Source organism: Cryobacterium flavum (assembly GCF_900103805.1).
GTDB classification, from domain to species: Bacteria; Actinomycetota; Actinomycetes; order Actinomycetales; family Microbacteriaceae; genus Cryobacterium; species Cryobacterium flavum.
In genome coordinates this window covers 187,460-205,340 of the sequence record NZ_FNIB01000006.1, presented here as the reverse complement: position 1 = coordinate 205,340, position 17,881 = coordinate 187,460, and the positions used below count along the sequence as shown (strand labels likewise).

At 65.6% G+C, this 17,881-nt stretch carries 19 protein-coding genes; 11 read left to right on the top strand and 8 right to left on the bottom strand.

All coding sequences use genetic code 11. The annotated features are described in order from the left end of the window. The first annotated feature begins 22 nt into the window (after positions 1–22). Complete coding sequence (gene trhA / locus BLS91_RS10675; protein ID WP_092340691.1) at positions 23–724, top strand: PAQR family membrane homeostasis protein TrhA; 702 nt, start codon at positions 23–25, stop codon at positions 722–724. 6 nt (positions 725–730) lie between these two features. Here trhA and BLS91_RS10670 read toward each other — a convergent pair whose 3' ends face one another. Both BLS91_RS10670 and mca read right to left on the bottom strand, forming a co-directional pair. Then, on the bottom strand, positions 731–994 hold the full coding sequence (locus BLS91_RS10670; protein ID WP_092340690.1) for a hypothetical protein: 264 nt from the start codon (positions 992–994) through the stop codon (positions 731–733). After that, a complete protein-coding gene (gene mca, locus BLS91_RS10665) occupies positions 991–1,839 on the bottom strand; it encodes a mycothiol conjugate amidase Mca (RefSeq protein WP_092340792.1) in 849 nt (282 codons plus the stop codon). The genes BLS91_RS10670 and mca overlap by 4 nt, the downstream gene beginning before the upstream one ends. Positions 1,840–1,939: 100 nt before the next feature. Here mca and BLS91_RS10660 point away from each other — a divergent pair, with 100 nt between their 5' ends. Then, positions 1,940–2,428, top strand: a complete 489-nt coding sequence (locus tag BLS91_RS10660) for a DUF4307 domain-containing protein (RefSeq protein WP_158252835.1) — start codon at positions 1,940–1,942, stop codon at positions 2,426–2,428. Positions 2,429–2,534: 106 nt separating this feature from the next. Continuing rightward, positions 2,535–3,026, top strand: coding sequence for a transcription elongation factor GreA (greA, locus tag BLS91_RS10655; protein WP_092340688.1), 492 nt, complete (start codon positions 2,535–2,537; stop codon positions 3,024–3,026). A gap of 154 nt (positions 3,027–3,180) precedes the next feature. Here greA and ilvA read toward each other — a convergent pair whose 3' ends face one another. Both ilvA and BLS91_RS10645 read right to left on the bottom strand, forming a co-directional pair. After that, on the bottom strand, positions 3,181–4,416 hold the full coding sequence (ilvA, locus tag BLS91_RS10650; protein WP_092340687.1) for a threonine ammonia-lyase: 1,236 nt from the start codon (positions 4,414–4,416) through the stop codon (positions 3,181–3,183). A 3-nt stretch (positions 4,417–4,419) separates the two neighbouring features. Continuing rightward, entirely contained in the window at positions 4,420–5,844 is a 1,425-nt protein-coding gene (locus BLS91_RS10645) for an AI-2E family transporter (RefSeq protein WP_233197394.1), read from the bottom strand. Positions 5,845–5,959: 115 nt separating this feature from the next. On the opposite strand from BLS91_RS10645, the gene BLS91_RS10640 reads away from it, so the two are divergent. Further along, positions 5,960–7,180, top strand: a complete 1,221-nt coding sequence (locus BLS91_RS10640) for a winged helix-turn-helix domain-containing protein (protein ID WP_092340686.1) — start codon at positions 5,960–5,962, stop codon at positions 7,178–7,180. Between the two features lie 61 nt (positions 7,181–7,241). Here the strand turns inward: BLS91_RS10640 and BLS91_RS10635 are convergent, their stop codons facing one another. The 3 genes from BLS91_RS10635 to BLS91_RS10625 form a co-directional block, all read right to left on the bottom strand. After that, positions 7,242–8,126: a M48 family metalloprotease gene (locus BLS91_RS10635; RefSeq protein WP_092340685.1), complete on the bottom strand. Its 885-nt coding sequence runs from the start codon at positions 8,124–8,126 to the stop codon at positions 7,242–7,244. Positions 8,127–8,137: 11 nt separating this feature from the next. Next, on the bottom strand, positions 8,138–8,704 hold the full coding sequence (locus BLS91_RS10630; protein ID WP_092108227.1) for a LemA family protein: 567 nt from the start codon (positions 8,702–8,704) through the stop codon (positions 8,138–8,140). A gap of 187 nt (positions 8,705–8,891) precedes the next feature. Continuing rightward, a complete protein-coding gene (locus tag BLS91_RS10625; protein WP_092340684.1) occupies positions 8,892–9,476 on the bottom strand; it encodes an SOUL family heme-binding protein in 585 nt (194 codons plus the stop codon). Positions 9,477–9,632: 156 nt separating this feature from the next. Between BLS91_RS10625 and BLS91_RS10620 the strand changes: the two genes are divergently transcribed. From BLS91_RS10620 to BLS91_RS10610, 3 genes are all read left to right on the top strand, one after another. Continuing rightward, positions 9,633–10,223, top strand: coding sequence for a cysteine hydrolase family protein (locus tag BLS91_RS10620; RefSeq protein WP_092340790.1), 591 nt, complete (start codon positions 9,633–9,635; stop codon positions 10,221–10,223). 95 nt (positions 10,224–10,318) lie between these two features. Beyond that, complete coding sequence (locus tag BLS91_RS10615) at positions 10,319–11,071, top strand: ABC transporter ATP-binding protein (RefSeq protein ID WP_092340683.1); 753 nt, start codon at positions 10,319–10,321, stop codon at positions 11,069–11,071. Then, entirely contained in the window at positions 11,068–11,802 is a 735-nt protein-coding gene (locus BLS91_RS10610; protein WP_092340682.1) for an ABC transporter permease, read from the top strand. The genes BLS91_RS10615 and BLS91_RS10610 overlap by 4 nt, the downstream gene beginning before the upstream one ends. Before the next feature lie 94 nt (positions 11,803–11,896). On the opposite strand, the gene BLS91_RS10605 is transcribed toward BLS91_RS10610, so the two are convergent. Beyond that, positions 11,897–13,363 carry a glycoside hydrolase family 1 protein gene (locus tag BLS91_RS10605; protein WP_092340681.1) on the bottom strand — a complete coding sequence of 489 codons (1,467 nt, stop codon included), beginning with the start codon at positions 13,361–13,363 and terminating at the stop codon, positions 11,897–11,899. Between the two features lie 186 nt (positions 13,364–13,549). On the opposite strand from BLS91_RS10605, the gene BLS91_RS10600 reads away from it, so the two are divergent. From BLS91_RS10600 to BLS91_RS10585, 4 genes are read left to right on the top strand one after another with little or no spacing between them, the layout of a single operon-like run. After that, complete coding sequence (locus tag BLS91_RS10600) at positions 13,550–15,835, top strand: hypothetical protein (protein WP_134505145.1); 2,286 nt, start codon at positions 13,550–13,552, stop codon at positions 15,833–15,835. Positions 15,836–15,861: 26 nt separating this feature from the next. Further along, a complete protein-coding gene (locus BLS91_RS10595) occupies positions 15,862–16,788 on the top strand; it encodes a Ppx/GppA phosphatase family protein (protein ID WP_092340679.1) in 927 nt (308 codons plus the stop codon). 35 nt (positions 16,789–16,823) lie between these two features. Next, a complete protein-coding gene (locus tag BLS91_RS10590) occupies positions 16,824–17,375 on the top strand; it encodes a dihydrofolate reductase family protein (RefSeq protein ID WP_092340678.1) in 552 nt (183 codons plus the stop codon). Positions 17,376–17,387: 12 nt separating this feature from the next. After that, the gene (locus tag BLS91_RS10585; protein ID WP_092340677.1) at positions 17,388–17,798 is read left to right on the top strand and encodes a RidA family protein; all 411 of its coding nucleotides are present in this window, start codon (positions 17,388–17,390) and stop codon (positions 17,796–17,798) included. Positions 17,799–17,881: the final 83 nt, after the last annotated feature.

Here is a 17,881-nt window from a genome sequence, read left to right as displayed (position 1 = left end):
CGCCCTGTCGTATCCTTGCAGCATGGCCACCGAGCACGATATCCCCAATCTGCCGCTGATCGAGGCGGCTGACGCCCATCCGGAGGATGTGAAACCGACCTGGCGCGGCTGGATTCACGCGGGAACTTTTCCCGTCACGATCGTGGCCGGAATCGTGCTGCTGGTGCTGGCTGAGGGGTCGGCGGCCAAAATCAGCTCGGCCGTGTTCGTGCTGAGCTCGATGCTGCTGTTTGGCAATTCGGCGCTGTACCACCGCTTCACCTGGCAGCCGCGCACCCGCATCATTCTCAAACGCATCGACCACGCCAACATTTTTTTGCTGATCGCCGGGTCGTACACGCCGATCACCGTGCTCGCGCTGCCGCCGGAGAAGGCCACGCTGCTGCTCTGGCTGGTCTGGGGCGGCGCCGGGCTCGGCATCATCTTTCGGGTGTTCTGGATCCACGCGCCGCGCTGGCTCTACGTGCCGCTCTACCTGGTGCTCGGTTACGGCGCGCTGTTGTTCATCGTGGACTTTTTTCAGGCCAACGCCACCATGATGACGCTCATTCTGATCGGCGGGCTCTGCTACACCGTCGGAGCGGTCGTTTACGGGCTGAAGAAGCCCAACCCGGTTCCGGGCGTGTTCGGATTTCACGAGATCTTCCACACCCTGACGGTCGTGGCGTTCCTGTGTCATTTCGCGGCGATTCTGTTGATCGCCACGCATCCGCTCTACCCGTAACGCTGGTTATTCGGGCTTGTCGCCCGGGGTCTTCGGTGTGCTCTGGTCGGCGTCACGCTCGGCGATTTCGGCTTCGAGCCGGGCGGTGATTTCCGCGCGGTAGGTGGTGCGGCGGATGCGACGCACCAGGTCGAAACCGAGCAGCAGGGTCGCCGCTCCGATCAGGAAGACGACGATGAACCCGACGACACCGGGGGTGACAGTGTTCGGGTCGAAATCGGGGTCGGGGGTCGGTGTGACGGCGAGTACGACGTTCAACAGGGAGATCATTCGTTGTCCGGAATTCCGGCGAAGAGATCAGATTCGGGCATTGCGGTGTCTACTTTCGATTCGACGAGTTGGAAGTCTTCGTACGGCCAGGCCTCGCGTACCAAATCGTTCGGCCAGAAAAAGAAGCTGCTGTCGGGGGCGACCTGGCTCGCATGCGAGCGCAGGGCCTCGTCGCGCGCTTCGAGGAAGTCTCCTGCCGGCACGTGAGTGGTGGCCAGCTGCGGGTAATTCTCCATGCGTTCCCGAGCCGCCCCGAGCGGTTCCAGCAGCGGAGAATCGGGCTCGGCGACGCTGAGCGCCAGGTACATCGCATCGATGCGCTCGAGGTTGAAAATGCGGTCGTAATAGAGCTTGTCGATCTGCCACGGCTCGCCCGACTGCGGGTACCGGTCGGGGGCAGCGGCCGCGCGAAAAGCTTCGAGGGAGACCTCGTGGCAACGGATGTGATCGGGGTGCGGGTAGCCGCCGTTTTCGTCGTAGGTGATCAGAACCTGGGGACGAAACTCCCGCACCAGCGTGACCAGGGGTTCGGCCGAATACTCCAGCGGAATATCAGCGAACGAATTCGGCGGCACCGACTTGTCCTCGTTCATGCCGGAATCCTCGAAGCCGAGCCAGCGGTGCTGCACCCCGAGGGCACGCTGCGCGCCCAGCATCTCGAGGCGGCGGAGACCTGAGATATCGCGCTCAGCCATGGCATGGCCGTTCAGGGCCGGGTTCAGGATGCTGCCCCGCTCGCCGCCCGTGCAACTCACGATCATCACCTCGGCGCCAAGGCTGCGGTAGTAGGCATACGTTGCAGCGCCCTTGCTCGACTCGTCGTCGGGATGGGCATGCACAGCCATCAGTCGCAGCGTCACCATACTCCTCAGGAATGCCGGATAACCTTAGGCCAGATAACCTAGTTACCAGCCTAATCGCTCCCGTGAAAGTGTGAAATCGCCAGTGCCCCAAAACAGCACGCCTGCCGGAGTTCAGCCGAGCCGCGAGCCCTACCGCCTGGACGAATCCGACGACACGTCGGCCCCCACGCCGATCGAGAGTGCCGTGATCCAATCGCGCTACGGGCGTACACCCGATCGCAAGCTTCGCGACCGACGGATCCTCTGGGCTCTGGGCGGTATTTTTGTGCTGGTACTCGGAGCGTGGGTGCTGTGGACCGGTCTGGATGGAGCATCCACTCAAATCGAGGCACGCGATATTGGGCACACCATCATCGATGAGCACACGGTCAGCGTGACGTTCGAGGTGTCGCTCCCAGTGAACCGCACGGCGAGTTGCGCGGTGCAGGCCCTCAACGAAAGCTATTCTGTGGTTGGCTGGAAGATCATCGATCTGCCGCCGTCGACGCTGTACAACCGGTCATTCACCGAGATTTTACGCACCACCGACCTGAGCAACACGGGTTTGATTTACGAGTGCTGGCTGACCTAAACTGACGTATTCGCCCCGGCAATCGTCGGGGCGTCGGCTGTATCCGCGACCCCCGAGCTTTTCTGCGCTCGGGCGTCACATTCGACCGTAATAAAGGAGATCACTCGTGACAACCGACACAACGGTCACCTGGCTAACTCAGGAAGCCCACGACCGCCTCGCAGCGGAACTGGCGACACTGAGCAACTTCGGCCGGGGCGACATCGCGAAGAAGATCGAATCTGCTCGCGAAGAGGGCGACCTCAAGGAGAACGCCGGCTACCACGCGGCCAAAGAAGAGCAGGGCAAGATGGAGGCGCGCATTCGCACCCTCACCGTGCTGCTGCGCACCGCTGAAGTCGGCCACGCCCCCGAAAGCAACGGCATCGTCGTTCCCGGCACCGTTATCACCGCCACGATTGCCGGCGACGAGAGCCGCTTTCTGATCGGCAGCCGCGAGATCGGCGCCAACAGTGACCTCGACGTATTCAGCGAGCAGAGCCCGCTCGGCGCAGCCATCATCGGCCTAAAGGTGGGCGCGAAGACGAGCTACACCACTCCAAACGGCAAGGAAATCACCGTGCACGTCACCAACGTGGAGACCTTCACCGGAGCCTGACCGACCCGACCCGTCGGTTTAGCACCACAACTCCTGCAATTTGCTGACGGGGCAGAACAGATGCCCGGAATTCCGGGCATCTGTTGGGGAGCGGTCACAAATTGCAGGAGTTATGCGCGGGGGCCGGGCCCGTAACGGGGACCCGGAAGCGCGGCTAGTCGATCTGCGGGTCGTAGCCGGCCGCGCGCAGGGTGTCGACGACGTGCTGGCGGTGCTCTGGCCCCCGTGTTTCGACGCTGACGTCGAGCTCGACCTCGCTGATCTGCAGGCCGACGCCGTGCCGGGTGTGCAGTACCTCGATGACGTTCGCGGTGGCCTCGGCCAGCAGCTCGGAGATTCGCGCGAGCTGGCCAGGCCGGTCCGGCAGCATGATGCGCAGCGTGAGGTAGCGGCCAGACGCGGCGAGGCCGTGGCTGATCACCCGCTGCATCAGCAACGGGTCGATGTTGCCGCCGGAGAGGATAGCGACGGTCGGCCCCGCGGGCGTGACCTTGCCGGCCAGGATGGCGGCAACCGCCACGGCTCCGGCCGGTTCCACGACGAGCTTGGCGCGCTCGAGCAGCACGAGTAGCGCCCGGGCGGTGTCGTCCTCGCTGACGGTGACGATCTCGTCGACGGCGTCGCGCACGATCTCGAAGTTGAGCAGTCCCGGTTTGGCGACGGCGATGCCGTCGGCGATGGTCGGCAGGATGCTGATCATCGTGGCTTCACCGGCCTCGAGGGAGGGCGGGTAGGCGGCGGCGTTCTCCGCCTGCACCCCGATGATGCGGATGCGGCGCCCATCGCGTGCGGCGCGCTGCTTGAGCGCACTGGCCACCCCGGAGATCAGGCCGCCGCCGCCGATGGGAACGATGACCGTCTCGAGGTCGGGAACCTGGTCGAGGATTTCGAGGCCGAGTGTGCCCTGCCCGGTGACAACATCCACGTGGTCGAACGGCGGGATGAGGATCGCCCCGGTCTCGCGGGCATATTCGGCTGCGGCGAGCAGCGGTTCGGTCACGGTCGTGCCGCGCAGGATGACCTCGGCGCCGTAGTCCCGCGTGGCCGACAGCTTGGGCAGCGCGACGCCGACTGGCATGAAGATGGTGGCTTTGATGCCCAGCTCACGGGCAGCGAAGGCCACGCCCTGGGCGTGGTTGCCGGCCGAGGCCGCGACGACGCCGCGGGCTTTCTCTTCGTCGGTCAGTTTGGACAGCCGATTGTAGGCGCCGCGAATCTTGTAGGAGCCGGTTCGTTGCAGGTTCTCACACTTGAGGTACACCGGCGCTCCCAGCACGTCGGCGAGGTACCGCGAGCTCTCCATCGGTGTCACATCGGCGACCTGGGCGACAACCGCGCGCGCCGCCTCGAACTCAGCGAGGGTGGGTGCGACGAGGGTGGTCTCTGGCATGTCTTAGTTCTCCGAACTGTCCTGCGGCGCGCGAGGTGCGCTCAAATCTGAGGGGGTGCTGCGGGCTGAGCCATCACGAGCCGTGCGGATGCTCCGCGGACGCACCCGTGCGGTGCGTTCCGGTGCACCGCTTGAACGGTAGCCGGGTCTGCTCTGCGGCACTGTCTGCCACAGCACCGATCCGGTCGGAGGCACCGCCGTCGGCGGACTCGACCGCCAGGTACCACCGGCAATGTAACTGGTCATCGCGTTCAAAACGGCGGCTATCGGTACGGCGAACAGGGCGCCCGGAATGCCGGCGAGCAACGCACCGGCGGCAACCACGAGTACGACAGCAAGCGGATGCACCTTCACGGCCGTTCCCATGATGAGCGGCTGCAGAACGTGGCCTTCAACCTGCTGCACGAGCAGAACCACTCCGAGCATGCCGAGGGCGACAGCCCAATTGTTGAAGATCAGGGCGATGATAATGGCGACAGAGCCGGTCGCCACGGCACCGACGATGGGAATAAAGGAGCCAAGGAACACCAGAATACCAATCGGGATGGCCATCGGAACCCCGAGCAGAGCGGCACCGACACCAATACCAACGGCGTCGATGGAGGCCACCAGAATTTGCACCTTGGCGAAGTTTCCGAGGGTTGTCCAGCCGGCGATGCCAGCGCCGTCGACGGCGGCACGGGCACGCACGGGAAAGAATCGCACGATCCAGGCCCAGATGGCCTTGCCGTCGATGAGAATGAACAGCAGGCTGAACAGCGCCAGGAGCAGGCCGGTGAGCAGATGCCCGAGGGTGGTACCGACCGAGAGGGCGCCGCTGATGAATACGGCGCTGTCGTTTTGAATCGCTTTCCACCCTTGATCCAGATAGCTGCTGATCTCCTGTTCGGACAATTGCAGGGGTGAGGCCGCGAGCACTGACTTGAGGTTGTCGAAACTTGCCGTGAGGCGATCGCTCAAGCCGACCGTGCCCTCGGCGATCTGGGTGGAAGCCAAAGTGACCAGGCCGGCGACGAGCACAAGCGTGCCCAACATCGCAACGGCTACGGCAAGCCCCTTGGGCCACCGATGCCGTACCAGAAAGGCCACGAGGGGAACCAGCAGCGCGGACACCAGCACCGCGACCAGCAGCGGAATGATGATGAGCCGTAGCTGAATGATGAGAAAAATCAGAATGGCGATAGCCGCGGCGATCATGATCAGGCGCCAGGACCACGCTCCAGCCAAGCGGATGCCGGCTGGCAGATTCTCGTCAACCCCGTTGGGCACGGGGGCCGGGGTCACCACCTCAACCGGGGTGAGGAGGAGTTCGGAACCGGCCTGATCGGCGCTCGCCCGTGCACGCTCAGCACGGGCTCGCTGAAGACCCTGCCGGCGGCGCAGACGTAACAGGGCGCGCGCCCCCGGATTGCCCGTAGATTCACTCACTTGCCCAGTCTAGGACTGCTGCGTGGCCTCACGACGCGATCCTCACGTGCGGCGTAACAGATGATTGCGCCGCCCGAATGGCCGGCATACCGGTTCGCCGGATAGAGTCGAAAAGATGGTTCACACAGTCTCCCCCGCGACGATTTCCCCCGCACTGGCGCGGCGAATCGCGTTGGCCGCGCAGGGGTTCGGCGCCCGCCCGACGACTCCCGTCGGTATCCGCCAGCTGACCGCCCTGGTGAACCGGCTCGAGCTGCTGCAGATCGACTCCGTGAACGTCTTTGAACGCAGCCACTATATGCCGGCCTTCAGCCGCCTCGGCCCGTACGACAAGTCCCAGCTCGACCGCCTCACAACCGGACGCGAGGCCCGTTTCACCGAGTACTGGGCGCACGAAGCATCCTTTCTGCCGACCGACGTCTGGCCGCTGTTTCGCTGGCGCATGCACCAAAATCGGGACCGGTCGGCGCGCACCGTTGGCAACTGGTCGAGCGCCAACCAGAAGATGCTGGCCTGGCTGCTGGCCGAACTCGCCGCCAACGGCCCGATGCGTGCGAGCGAGATCGAGCACGACGCCAACAAGCGCAGCGGCCCGTGGTGGGGCTGGTCCGACGTGAAGACCGGGCTCGAAGTGCTGTTCCGCTGGGGCGACGTGGTGAGCGCTGGGCGCATCCGCTTCGAACGGGTCTATGCCCTGCCCCAGCAGGTCTTCTCGCCGGAGCTGCTCGGCCAGGATATTTCAGAAGCGGATGCCCACCGCGAGCTGGTGCGCCGCTCGGCCCGTGCCCACGGCATCGGCACCGTGAAGGACTTCGCCGACTACTTTCGGCTGAAGTCAGCACCCGCCCTGGTGGCCATTCGGGAGCTGGCCGAGGTCGGCGAGCTTATTCCGGTAGAGGTGCCGGGCTGGGGGCCGCGCGGCACGGCCGGAGCGGCCTGGCTGCATCGGGATGCCAGACTCCCCCGCACCATGGACACCCAGGCGATACTGTCACCGTTCGATCCGGTGGTCTGGGAGCGTGCCCGGGCGCTGCGGTTGTACGACTTTCACTACCGCATCGAGATCTACACCCCGGAACCAAAGCGGATCTTCGGGTACTACTCGCTGCCGATTCTGCTCGGTGATACGGTCGTGGGCCGGGTTGACCTCAAGAACGACCGGCAGGCCGGGGTGTTGCGCGTGCAGGCGGCCTGGGCCGAGCCTGCAGCGCCAGCGGATGCCGCGGGCCGGCTCGCGCAGGTGCTGCGGGAGGCGGCGCTGTGGCAGGGGCTCGGTGAGATCGTGGTGGCACCCCGCGGCAACCTCGCCGACGGCCTGGCCGCGGAACTTCAGTAGGCGCGTCGTCATCAAGTCGCTGGTCGAGCTCGTCGAAACCGCCATCGAGGGGACGGTTAGGTCAGAACTTGCTGCCCATGGCGGTGAGGCGCGCGATGCGGTCCTCAAGCGGCGGGTGCGTAGCGAAGAGCTTCGCCATTGCGCCCTTTTTGAGCGGGTCAGCGATCCACAGGTGCGCCATCGAGGTGTTCTGCTTCTTCATCGGGCGACCGTACTCGCCGAGCTTCGCCAAGGCTGAGGCAAGCGCGTCGGGGTGGCGCGTGGTCAGCGCGCTCGTGGCATCCGCTAAGTATTCGCGTTGGCGGCTCACGGCGAGCTGAACGACCGTCGCAATCAGCGGAGCCACGATCATGGCGACGAGGCCGAACACCATGACAACGGGGTTGCCGTTGCTGTTGTTGCCCCGCCCGAAGAACGCCATGCGCAGGAAGATGTCTGACACGAAGCCGATGGCCACGACGAGTCCGAAGACGATCATCGAGAGCCGAATGTCGTAGTTACGCACATGGCCCATCTCGTGGGCCATGACGCCCTCGAGTTCGGCGTCATCCATGATGTCGAGCAGGCCTGTCGTTGCCGCGACGATCGCGTGCTTGGGGTCGCGACCGGTCGCGAACGCGTTCGGGGCCGGGTCGTTGATGATGTAGACCTCGGGCATGGGTGTGCCCGTCGTGATGGAAAGATTTTCGACCGTGCGCCACAGCCTCGGGTGGTCGGATTGGCTGTTGACTCTGATTCCGCCGCTCATCGAGATGGCCTGGCGTCCCGCCGCGTAGTACTGGATCAGCGCATAGGCCGACGCAATGACAAGCGTGAGAATAAGAGCGGTATACCCATTCATGCCGTAGGCCACGCCCGCAAGCCAGCCGAGACCGGTGATCAGGGCGAGAAAAAAGATGATGATGAAGACGGTGTTGCGTTTGTTCTTGGCGATCGCGCTGTACATCTAGTGCTCCGTTAGAACTGCACGCGGGGCGGCTCCGCAATCGCTGCGGAATCGGCCACCTCGAAGAATTCGCGTTCGGTGAAACCGAGGTTCACGGCGAAGAGGTGATTCGGGAAGACCTTAATCTTGGTGTTCATTTCGCGCACGCCACCGTTGTAGAAACGGCGTGCGGCCTGGATTTTGTCCTCGGTGTCGACGATTGCACCCTGCAACTGCAGGTAGTTCTGGCTGGCTTGAAGCTGCGGGTACGCCTCGGCGACGGCGAAGATGCTCTTCAGGGCGGTCTGCATGTGATTCTCAGCAGCGGATGCGTCGGCCGGACCTTGTGCAGACAGCGTCTCGGCCCGAGCCTTGGTCACGTTCTCAAACACGCTTTTCTCGTGCGCTGCGTAGCCCTTGACCGTTTCGATCAGGTTGGGCAGCAGGTCGGCACGACGCTTGAGCATCACCGTGATGTCGCTCCACGCTTCGTCGACGCGCACGTTGAGCGTGACGAGGGAGTTGTAGGTCGACCACAGGTAGATACCCACGATGGCGACGAGTGCGACAACGATCAAAACCGGGATGAGCCATTCCATGGCAGCGTCTCCTTGCAAATTGGCGAGATGTGTACGTTGGCACGGAGACATGAACTGGCCAAAAACGACCCCCCGTGCGTACCTGCCAATACTAACCGCGACCCCGGAGGCTCCCACCCGCTTCCCATGACACTCCAAGCAAGCTCAGGGCGCGCAGGGATTTCCGGGAAGGCAGGGCGAGCGCTGCTCAGCCGGGCTCTTCGACGTCGAGCAGGACCTCGTTGCGGCGTAGAAACCATGGCGTGAACGGCGGGTCGAATCGGGCGAATCTCGGTGCCCCCAGGGCTGTGAGGCCGGCGGCGCCGAGCGCCGCGTGTAACTCCTCGAGATGCTGTTCGTATCGAGTCTGAGTCCAGCGTCCACTGAAGCGGAGGGCACCGGCCAGGCTGGCGGGCACCGTGCGTAGGTGCACGGTCGGGTCCGTGGGTTGCGGCGCGGTCTCGGCCGTCATCGCCTTGGGCAGCACGAAAGCCACCCGGAACTGTTCCCCGGCCGCAGCGCCAGAGACATCTTTCACGCTCTGCTGCAGTACCGGCGCGGTCATCGCGATCTTTTCGGCGGCATCCGTTTGCACCACTGGCGCCGTCATGGCGACTTTACGAAGTGACTGGTTGGCGCCGGTGATGTACGCGAACAGGTAGCGAAAGGCCCGATTACCGGCGTCTTCGAATGGGCCATCGATGGTGACCTCGGCCACCAGATGCGCGGGGTATCGGCGCAATTCGAAATCCTCATATTGCTTCACAATTTGGTAGGGCTGTTGCTCGGTCACGCACCGAAGCTACTGCAGATGACTGGGTTCTCGCTCCCAAGTGCGGCCGTCAAGCCACTCACCAGCGTGCGACACCAAGACATCTGGCGCGATTTCATCGTTCACTGTCGCTTAGGCCACTGTTCTGTTCGAAGAGAATCCGCTTCGATGGATCTCATGAGTCAGAAACAGAACCGCGAGCGCCAAGCCCTGATCGTGATCGACGTGCAGGAGGGATTCAACGACACCGCTTTCTGGGGAAATTCTTCCAACCCCGAGTGTGAAGACAAGATCGAAACCCTCCTCACCGTGTGGAGGGCAAACGACTGGCCCATCATCGTCGTGCGCCACGACTCCGAATCGCCGGAATCAACGCTGCATCCCAGCCAGGACGGAAATCGGCTCATGTCCTTCATCGCCGACGCGGCTCCAAGTCTCTTCGTCACGAAACAGGTCAACTCGGCTTTCTACGGAGATCCCGCGCTGCACGAGTGGTTACAGGCGCATGACATCGAAAGCTTGGTTATCTGCGGCATCCAGACCAACATGTGTGTCGAAACCACAGCGCGAATGGCCGGAAATCTGGGCTACGACGTCGTGGTCCCACTCGACGCCACAAGAACTTTCGACTTAACGACCACGGTTCCGGGTCTGGGAACGATAAGTCGTAGCGCTGATGAACTCATGGCCACGACCGCATTGAACCTGCAGTCCGGCGGCTTCGCACGTATCGCCACCACCGAGAAGATCACAGCGTCTCTGCAGTGAGTTCGTCGCGATGACAGACGTATGGGTCATCGGAGCCCGCCAAAACCGCCCATTGTGGGCTTGACACGGCGGGTGCAGCGGCGGAGAGTTCGACCATGGTGAACGAATCCGCCCCCGCGGTCGACGTGACCGATCTGCACGTGCAACGGGGGAAGCATCCGGTGCTGCACGGGTTGTCGGTCAGTGTTCCCCGCGGCGTCGTGGTGGGCCTGCTGGGCCCGAGCGGATGCGGCAAAACCACGCTCCTGCGAACGATCGTCGGCGTGCAGGTGGTGCAGTCCGGTACGGTGACGGTGCTCGGCCGGGAGGCGGGATCGGCGTCGCTGCGCCACCGGGTGGGCTACGTGACGCAGGATGCCAGCGTCTACGACGACCTCACCGTGCGCCAGAACCTGCAGTATTTCCGCGCCGTGCTGGGGGCCCCGCGCAGCGACGTCGACCGGGTACTGACCCTGACCGACCTCACGTCTCAGGCGGGTCAGCTGGTCGGGTCGCTCTCCGGCGGGCAGCGCAGCCGGGTGTCGCTCGCCGGCGCCCTGCTCGGCTCCCCCGATCTGCTCGTGCTCGACGAACCGACCGTGGGCCTCGACCCGCTGCTGCGAGTCGAACTATGGACGCTCTTTCATCAGCTCGCCGCGTCGGGAACGAGCCTGCTCGTCTCCAGCCACGTGATGGACGAAGCCAGCCGCTGCGACCGGCTGCTGCTCATGCGGGACGGCGAGATTCTGGCCGATGACACCCCGGCGGGGTTGCTGGCTTCGACCGGCACCGCGGATACCGAGGGGGCGTTCCTGGCGCTGATCGCGCGGCATCCGCTTGCCGGCCCCGGCGACGGGAGCCACTCATGAATCCGCAGCGCACCCTCGCGACTGCCGGTCGGGTACTCAGCCAGGTGCGGCACGACCCGCGCACGATCGTGCTGCTGCTTGTGGTGCCGAGCCTGCTGATCGGGCTGCTGGCCTGGATCTTCTCGGACACCCCGGTATTCGCCACGATCGGGCCGGGCATGATCGCGCTGTTTCCCTTCATCGTGATGTTTCTCGTGACCAGCATCACCACCCTGCGGGAACGCCGCACCGGCACACTCGAGCGCCTGCTGTCGATGCCGCTCGGCAAGGGCGATCTCATTCTCGGCTACACGCTCGCGTTCGGGCTGCTCGCGGTGGCGCAATCGGCCGTCGCCGTGGGGTTCGCGGTGTGGGTGTGCGGGTTGGAGATCAGCGGATCGCTCTGGCTGCTGCTCGCCGTCGCGGTAGCGGATGCTGTGCTCGGCACGACCCTCGGCCTGCTCGCCAGCGCGTTCGCTCGCACGGAATTTCAGGTGGTGCAGTTCATGCCGGCGCTGGTGTTTCCGCAGATTCTGCTCGGCGGCATCTTTCTGCCTCGCGACCAGCTGCCCGATGTGCTGCGGGCCATCAGCGACTGGTTGCCGTTGTCACACGCGATCGACGCCCTGCAGGCGGTCGCGACCGACTCGCAGGATGCCGCCTATGTGGGCGGGGAACTGATCATTATCGGCGCCTGGATCGTGGGAGCCGTCGTGCTCGGCTCGGTGACGCTGCGGCGGCGCACGCCATGAGGCCGGTCAAGGGGCGCTGAGTCGGGTCTCCGCTCCCCACTCAAACACTCGCAACTCCGCGGAAAACCCGACCCAGCGCTACGTGTAGCGGTTCTTAGCGGTTGGCCAGGGCGTGCTGCAGCCAGCGGTAGCTCAGCTTGGGGGTGCGGGTGCGGCGGTCGTCGGTGAAATCGACGTGCACGAGACCGGTGGGCTGGGTGTAGCCGGCGTTCCACTCGAAGGCGTCGAGCAGCGACCAGAAGGTGACGCCGCGAAGATCCATGGCGGCGGCCGCACCACCGGGCGCGGTCGCGTCGAGCGCTGCTACGAGGTGTTCGGCCAGATAGTCGACGCGGGCGGGATCCTGCACCTGGTGGCGGGCATCCGCTTGGTCGGCGAAGGCGCCACCGGCCAGCGAGAGGTACACCGGGGGCAGGTCGGGGTAGCGTGCGAGAATTTCGGCGAGCGCCACGGCGACGTATTCGGGGGCGTTGACGACGCCGGCCGAAGTGGTGGGGTGTTCGCGGAAGGCCTCGAGGTGAAACGGCCACGACGTGATCGGGATCGCTCGACCATCGGGGGCCTTCAGCACCGTCGCGCCGGAGGCGACCCGAGCGGGCTCAGAATAGCTCAGGCCATAGAAATCGAGCGGCTGGTGAATCGTGCGGAGGTCCTCGGGGTCGGCCTCGAGCAGGGTGCGCAGTTCAACCGCGAACGGTTCGAGCGGGTCAGGGTAGTGCCCGAGCAGAACGGGATCGGCGAACAGGCGGTTCTGCAGCAGGTCGTAGAGGGCGGCGTAGGAGCGGTCTTGGTCACGGTCGGTGACGGATTGCACGGGGGTGTGCGAGTTGACGAGGCCGATGCGTCCGCGCACGTCCGCTGCGCGCAGGGCCTGCACGGCGAGTCCGTGTGCGAGCAGCTGGTGGTGCGCCGTCGGCAGCGCGTCGAACAGCAGGGTACGGCCGGGCGCGTGGGTGCCGAGCGCATACCCCTTCGTGGTGACCGTGGCCGGCTCGAACAGGGTGACCCAGGCGTCGATCCGGTCGCCGAACGCCTCCCCCACGGCGTGCGCATAGTCGGCGAAACGGCCCGCCGTGTCGCGGTTCAGCCAGCCGCCGCGCAGGACCGCTGGCAGGTCCCAGTGCGAAAGCGTAGCGCTCGAACGGATGCCGTCAGCCAACAACGCGTCAAGCAAACGATCGTAGATCGCGAGTCCATTACGGTTCAAGGCCCCACGGCCCTCCGGCTGCAGCCGGGTCCAGCCGAAGGAGAACGCGTAGGAATCGACGCCGAGGTCGCGCAGCAGGGAGGTGTCTTCGCCGTAGTTCTTCACGTGGTCGGTCGAGACGGAGGCGTTCGAGCCGTCGCGGATGCGACCGGGCACCTGGCTGAAGGTGTCCCAGACGCTGTCGCCGCGGCCGCCGTCGCGCGCGGCGCCCTCGATCTGAAAGGCGGAGGTGGCCACGGCCACCTCGAACCCGGTCGGCAGGCGGTCGCCGAGCTCGCCGGCGCGGTGTTCCCAGTCCCGGGCGGCGATGGCGCGATTCGCTGGTGCTGCGGGGCTGCGGGGCGTGGGATTCATGGTGGGTGCGGCTCTTTTCGGCGGGCGGCGCGGGGCATCCGCTTCTCTTGAGGGTGTCACGTTTACGACCGACTGACGGTAGGTTTTGGGGTCCGCGAAGAATTCCTCTGGTTTGTTACTCTGTTTGCAGGTGCGGGAGGTTGACTTTGCCGCCGACTACCCCTCAAATTGGGGCAGGGGGTGAATGTGTCCGCATCGGCTCGTACCGCAGTCTTGAGCACGTCGGCGCGCCCGCGGCACTCCCGCAGCGTTGCGGCGATCGCAGCCCTGTTGCTCGGCTGCGCCATTGCGCTCGCGGCTCCCGCGTTATCGACCGCACAGGCCGAAGAGACTCCGGCGACTTCGGCGCCGCAGACTACGGCAGACGAGACAGCGACCGAGTCAACACCGGCCGCGTCTACTCCGACCGCGACCGAGGAACCGAATCCCAGCGCGACGACCGGCCCGGCGCCGGCTCCGCAGATCAGCCACCCGAACAACGGGCAATTCGTCGGCAGCAACCGCACCACCGTATCGGGGTCGAAGGCTGCCAGCCAGGAAATCCAGCTCTTGTCGCCGCGCGGCGGTGACCCGCTGTGCATCGTCAACGACGCGTCGACCTCGTGGAGCTGCGACAACGTCTACCTGCAGAACGGACCCAATATCACGCTGCGGGTGGTGGTGACCGGCAGTCCAACTCTGAGCGCCGAGATCTCCGTTGCCGTACTCGGTGCCCCGACGGTGCTCGGCGGATTGACCGGATCGGAGTCCAACGGCTGGGTGCGCGGAACCGGGCACCCCCAGGCCATCGTGACGGCGACCCTGCCGAACGGCGATACCTGCAACAGCACCGCCGACAGTTCCGGCGCCTGGGCCTGCCTGTTCTCCGGCCTCGGTAACGGCAGCCTGAATGTGACGGCCAGCCAGACGTCATCGTTCAGTAGACCGACTTCCTCGAACGCGAGCACACCGGTCGCGATCGTGTTCGACGTCACCGCGCCGGAGGCCCCTGTTGTAACCTCTCCGAGCACCGGCGCGCAAGTGTCCGTGGCCGGCGCCCAGTACTCCGGCACCGGCGAAACCGGCGCCACCGTGACGGTGTTCGCCGGCGCCTACTCGGTCTGCTCCGCCCCGGTGATCGGCGGAGCCTGGACCTGCTCGGCCGGTGGCGTGGCTGCCGGGTCGTACTCGGTCATCGCCGTGCAGAAGGACAACGCCGGCAATGTCGGACCGGGCTCGACGCCCGCATCGGTCAGTTATGTGGCTGAGAGCACGCCGACGCCGTCTGGGTCCGCCTCGGCAACGCCACCGGTCACGCCGACTCCGAGCCCATCGGCTTCGCCGTCACCGGATGGCGCGGTTGCCGCACCCGGCCCGACGGCAGAGCCGTCGCCGACCCCGGGGCCGGGGACCACCGCGCCAGACCCGCAAGCGGCGGAGCCGGAGAACGAGGGGGCTGCGGCATCCGCTTTTCCCGGCCAGTGGAATGACCCGACTCGGTTTGCGGCTGCGATCGGCCCGACGGGCACCGGCTCGCCGTTTCCTTGGTTGCAGGCCGGTCTGCTCGCCCTCGGGGCGCTGCTGCTGATCGCCGTACCGTTGCGCCTGCTCGCGGGCACCATCTCCCGCTCCCGCGGCGGCCGACCACTTCGGGCGTTGCCCTCACTGGCGGGCCGCAACCGGGTGCGCGAGGAGTACGAGGTCGCGCCCACCGTGCGGCTCAACCGCTGGTTGCCTGGCGGAGCGGCGCTCCTGGCGGCCGCGACGTTCGTCATGCTGTCCGGTCCGATCGTCGACCAACCGGCTTACCTGCGCCTGCTCGTCGCCGTGATCATCGGGCTGGTACTGGTCAATGCGGTGGCCATTCTGGTTCCGCTGTGGTGGAGTTCGCGCGTACTGCGGCTGCGCGGAACGGTCACCTTTCTGCCGCGCTACCTGCTGCTCATCGCGGCGGCCGCGATCGCGTCCCGCCTGTTCGACATTCACCCCGCCCTGCTGTTCGGGCTGCTCGGCAGCGTCACCCTCACCGCCACAACGGATGCCGTAAGCCCGCACGGCGCGCACCCCGCGGCCGCACAGCCCACGACGGCACAGCGCGGCCAGCTCGCCGCGGTGCGGGTGGGCGCGCTGGCTGCCTTCGCCGTTCTCGCCTGGTCGCTCGGCTCGCTGCTTCCCGCTGCCAGTGATTTCGTCACGTCGCTGGCCGCGGAGACGGGCAACACGATCGTGCTCGCCGCCATCGGTTCAGCGGTGCTGATTCTGGTGCCCGTCGGCCATACTAGCGGGCGTCGCATTCTGTCCTGGTCGCCGCTGGTCTGGACCGGTCTGACCGTCGTCACGTACGGAATCCTGTTCGCGGCGCTGTCACCGATGGTGGAACAGGTGCAGAGTGCGGGCACCGGCCTGACGCTGTGGATCACGGCAGCAACCTTCGCCGCGGTGTGCGCCAGTGCGTGGGCCTGGCAGCGGTTCGTCACGCCCGCTCAGCGCTAGCGCGCTGCAAGCGGTATCGTACACATGTGCGCCTAGGAGTTCTCGACGTCGGTTCGAATACCGTCCACCTGTTGGTTGTTGACGCGCACGAAGGCGCTCCGCCGGTGCCGATGGCCGCCGACAAGAGCGTCTTGCGTCTCATGCGTTACATCACTCCCGAGGGCGCGATCAATGACGAGGGTGTCGCCGCGGTTCTCACCTCTGTACAACACGCAGCGGATGTTGCCCAGCAGCACAACATCGACGAGTTGCTGCCGTTCGCGACCTCGGCGCTGCGCGACGCGACCAACGGCCCCGAACTGCTCGACCGGGTCGAACGGGAAACCGGTGTGGCCCTGCAAGTGTTATCCGGCGAAGACGAAGCCCGGCTGACCTTCCTGGCAGTGCGGCGCTGGTACGGCTGGTCGGCCGGCAACATTCTGCTGTTCGACATCGGCGGCGGGTCCTTGGAGATCGCGGCCGGCGGAGCTGAGTTTCCCGAGGTCGCGCTGTCGCTTCCGCTCGGGGCCGGACGCAGCACGATCGGTTTTCTGCACCACGATCCCCCGCTGCCGGAGGAGGTGTCTGCGTTGCGTAAGCACGCGGCATCCGTTCTGCGCGATGCGGTTGACGCGTTCGCGCACCTGCCGGCCCCACACCACATTGTCGGGTCATCTAAGGCGATCCGTTCGCTGGCCCGCCTGGCCGGCACCACCTCCGATGGCGTCGGTGCCGCCGACCGGCTGCGCCTGGGGCGTGCCGAGCTGGATGACTGGGTGCCGCGGCTCGCGCGCATCCCCGCCGAAGCCCGCCCAGCCCTGCCCGGGATCACCGCCGACCGCACTTTTCAGATCGTGGCCGGAGGCATCGTACTAGGCGCAGCGATGGCCGCATTCGGGGCTGCCGAACTCGAGGTGTCGCCGTGGGCACTGCGCGAAGGCGTCATTCTTCGCTACCTCGACCGGCTGCGTTAGCATGCCCTTTCACACCGACTCATAGGAGAGCCCTGATGCGAAAACTGACCGCCGGCCTGTTCATGTCCCTTGACGGCGTCGTCGAATCGCCCAACCTCTGGCAATTCGACAGCTTCGATGAAGAGCTCGGCGCGGAAATGACCGCGATGATGGACCGCGTCGACACCGTGCTACTCGGCCGGGTTGGCTACGAACAGTGGGCCAGCTACTGGCCGAGCGCCGAGCATGACGACCCGTTCGGCGCTTTCATCAATCCCGTGCCGAAGTTCGTCGCCTCGCGCACGCTGACCGGCGAGCTGGCCTGGCAGAATTCCACGCTGATCACCGGCGACCTCGAAGAGTTCGTGACCGACCTGAAGAACACGGCGGGCGGCGAGATTTCGCTGGTCGGCGGAATTTCGCTCGTACGCCAACTGCTCTTCGCCGGCCTGCTCGACTCGCTCACCGTGATGACGCACCCCGTCGTGGCGGGCGTTGGCCGTCACCTGTTCGAGCCGACCGATCCCCTGACGCGGCTGACGCTGCAGAAGTCTTTGACGACGAGCAAGGGCAACGCCCTGCTCACCTACGGCCTGCGCACCGACTGAGGGGACAGCACCATGACTTCATTTCCCACACCGATCAACCCGCCCGAGCTTTTTCAGAGCCCCGCCTTCGCGCAGGGCATGATCGCGCCCGCAGGGCCCACGCTCTACGTTGGCGGGCAGAACGGCACTGATGGCAGCGGCGCGCTGCTCGATGGGCTCGGAGCGCAAACCGAGCAGGCTTTGCGCAACGTGCTCGCCGTTCTGGCCGAAGCGGGAACCGGACCGGAGTACGTGGTCAAGCTGACGATCTATCTCGCGACTGGCATCGACCCCGGTGAAGCGTACGCCGCCACTGCCACGGTCTGGGGAAACCGTCGCACCGCGGTCACGGTACTAGCGGTCACCCCAGCACGCGCGGGCGCTCTCGTCGAAATCGAAGCCGTAGCTGCGTTCCCCCAACAAGGTCTCGGCGGGGGGGCGTAGTCGCAGGGCGGGCATACCGCCAACCGCCCCGCATCCGCTCTAGTCGCTGCGACTGCTTATCTCGTCGCCGTTTCACTGGTTGG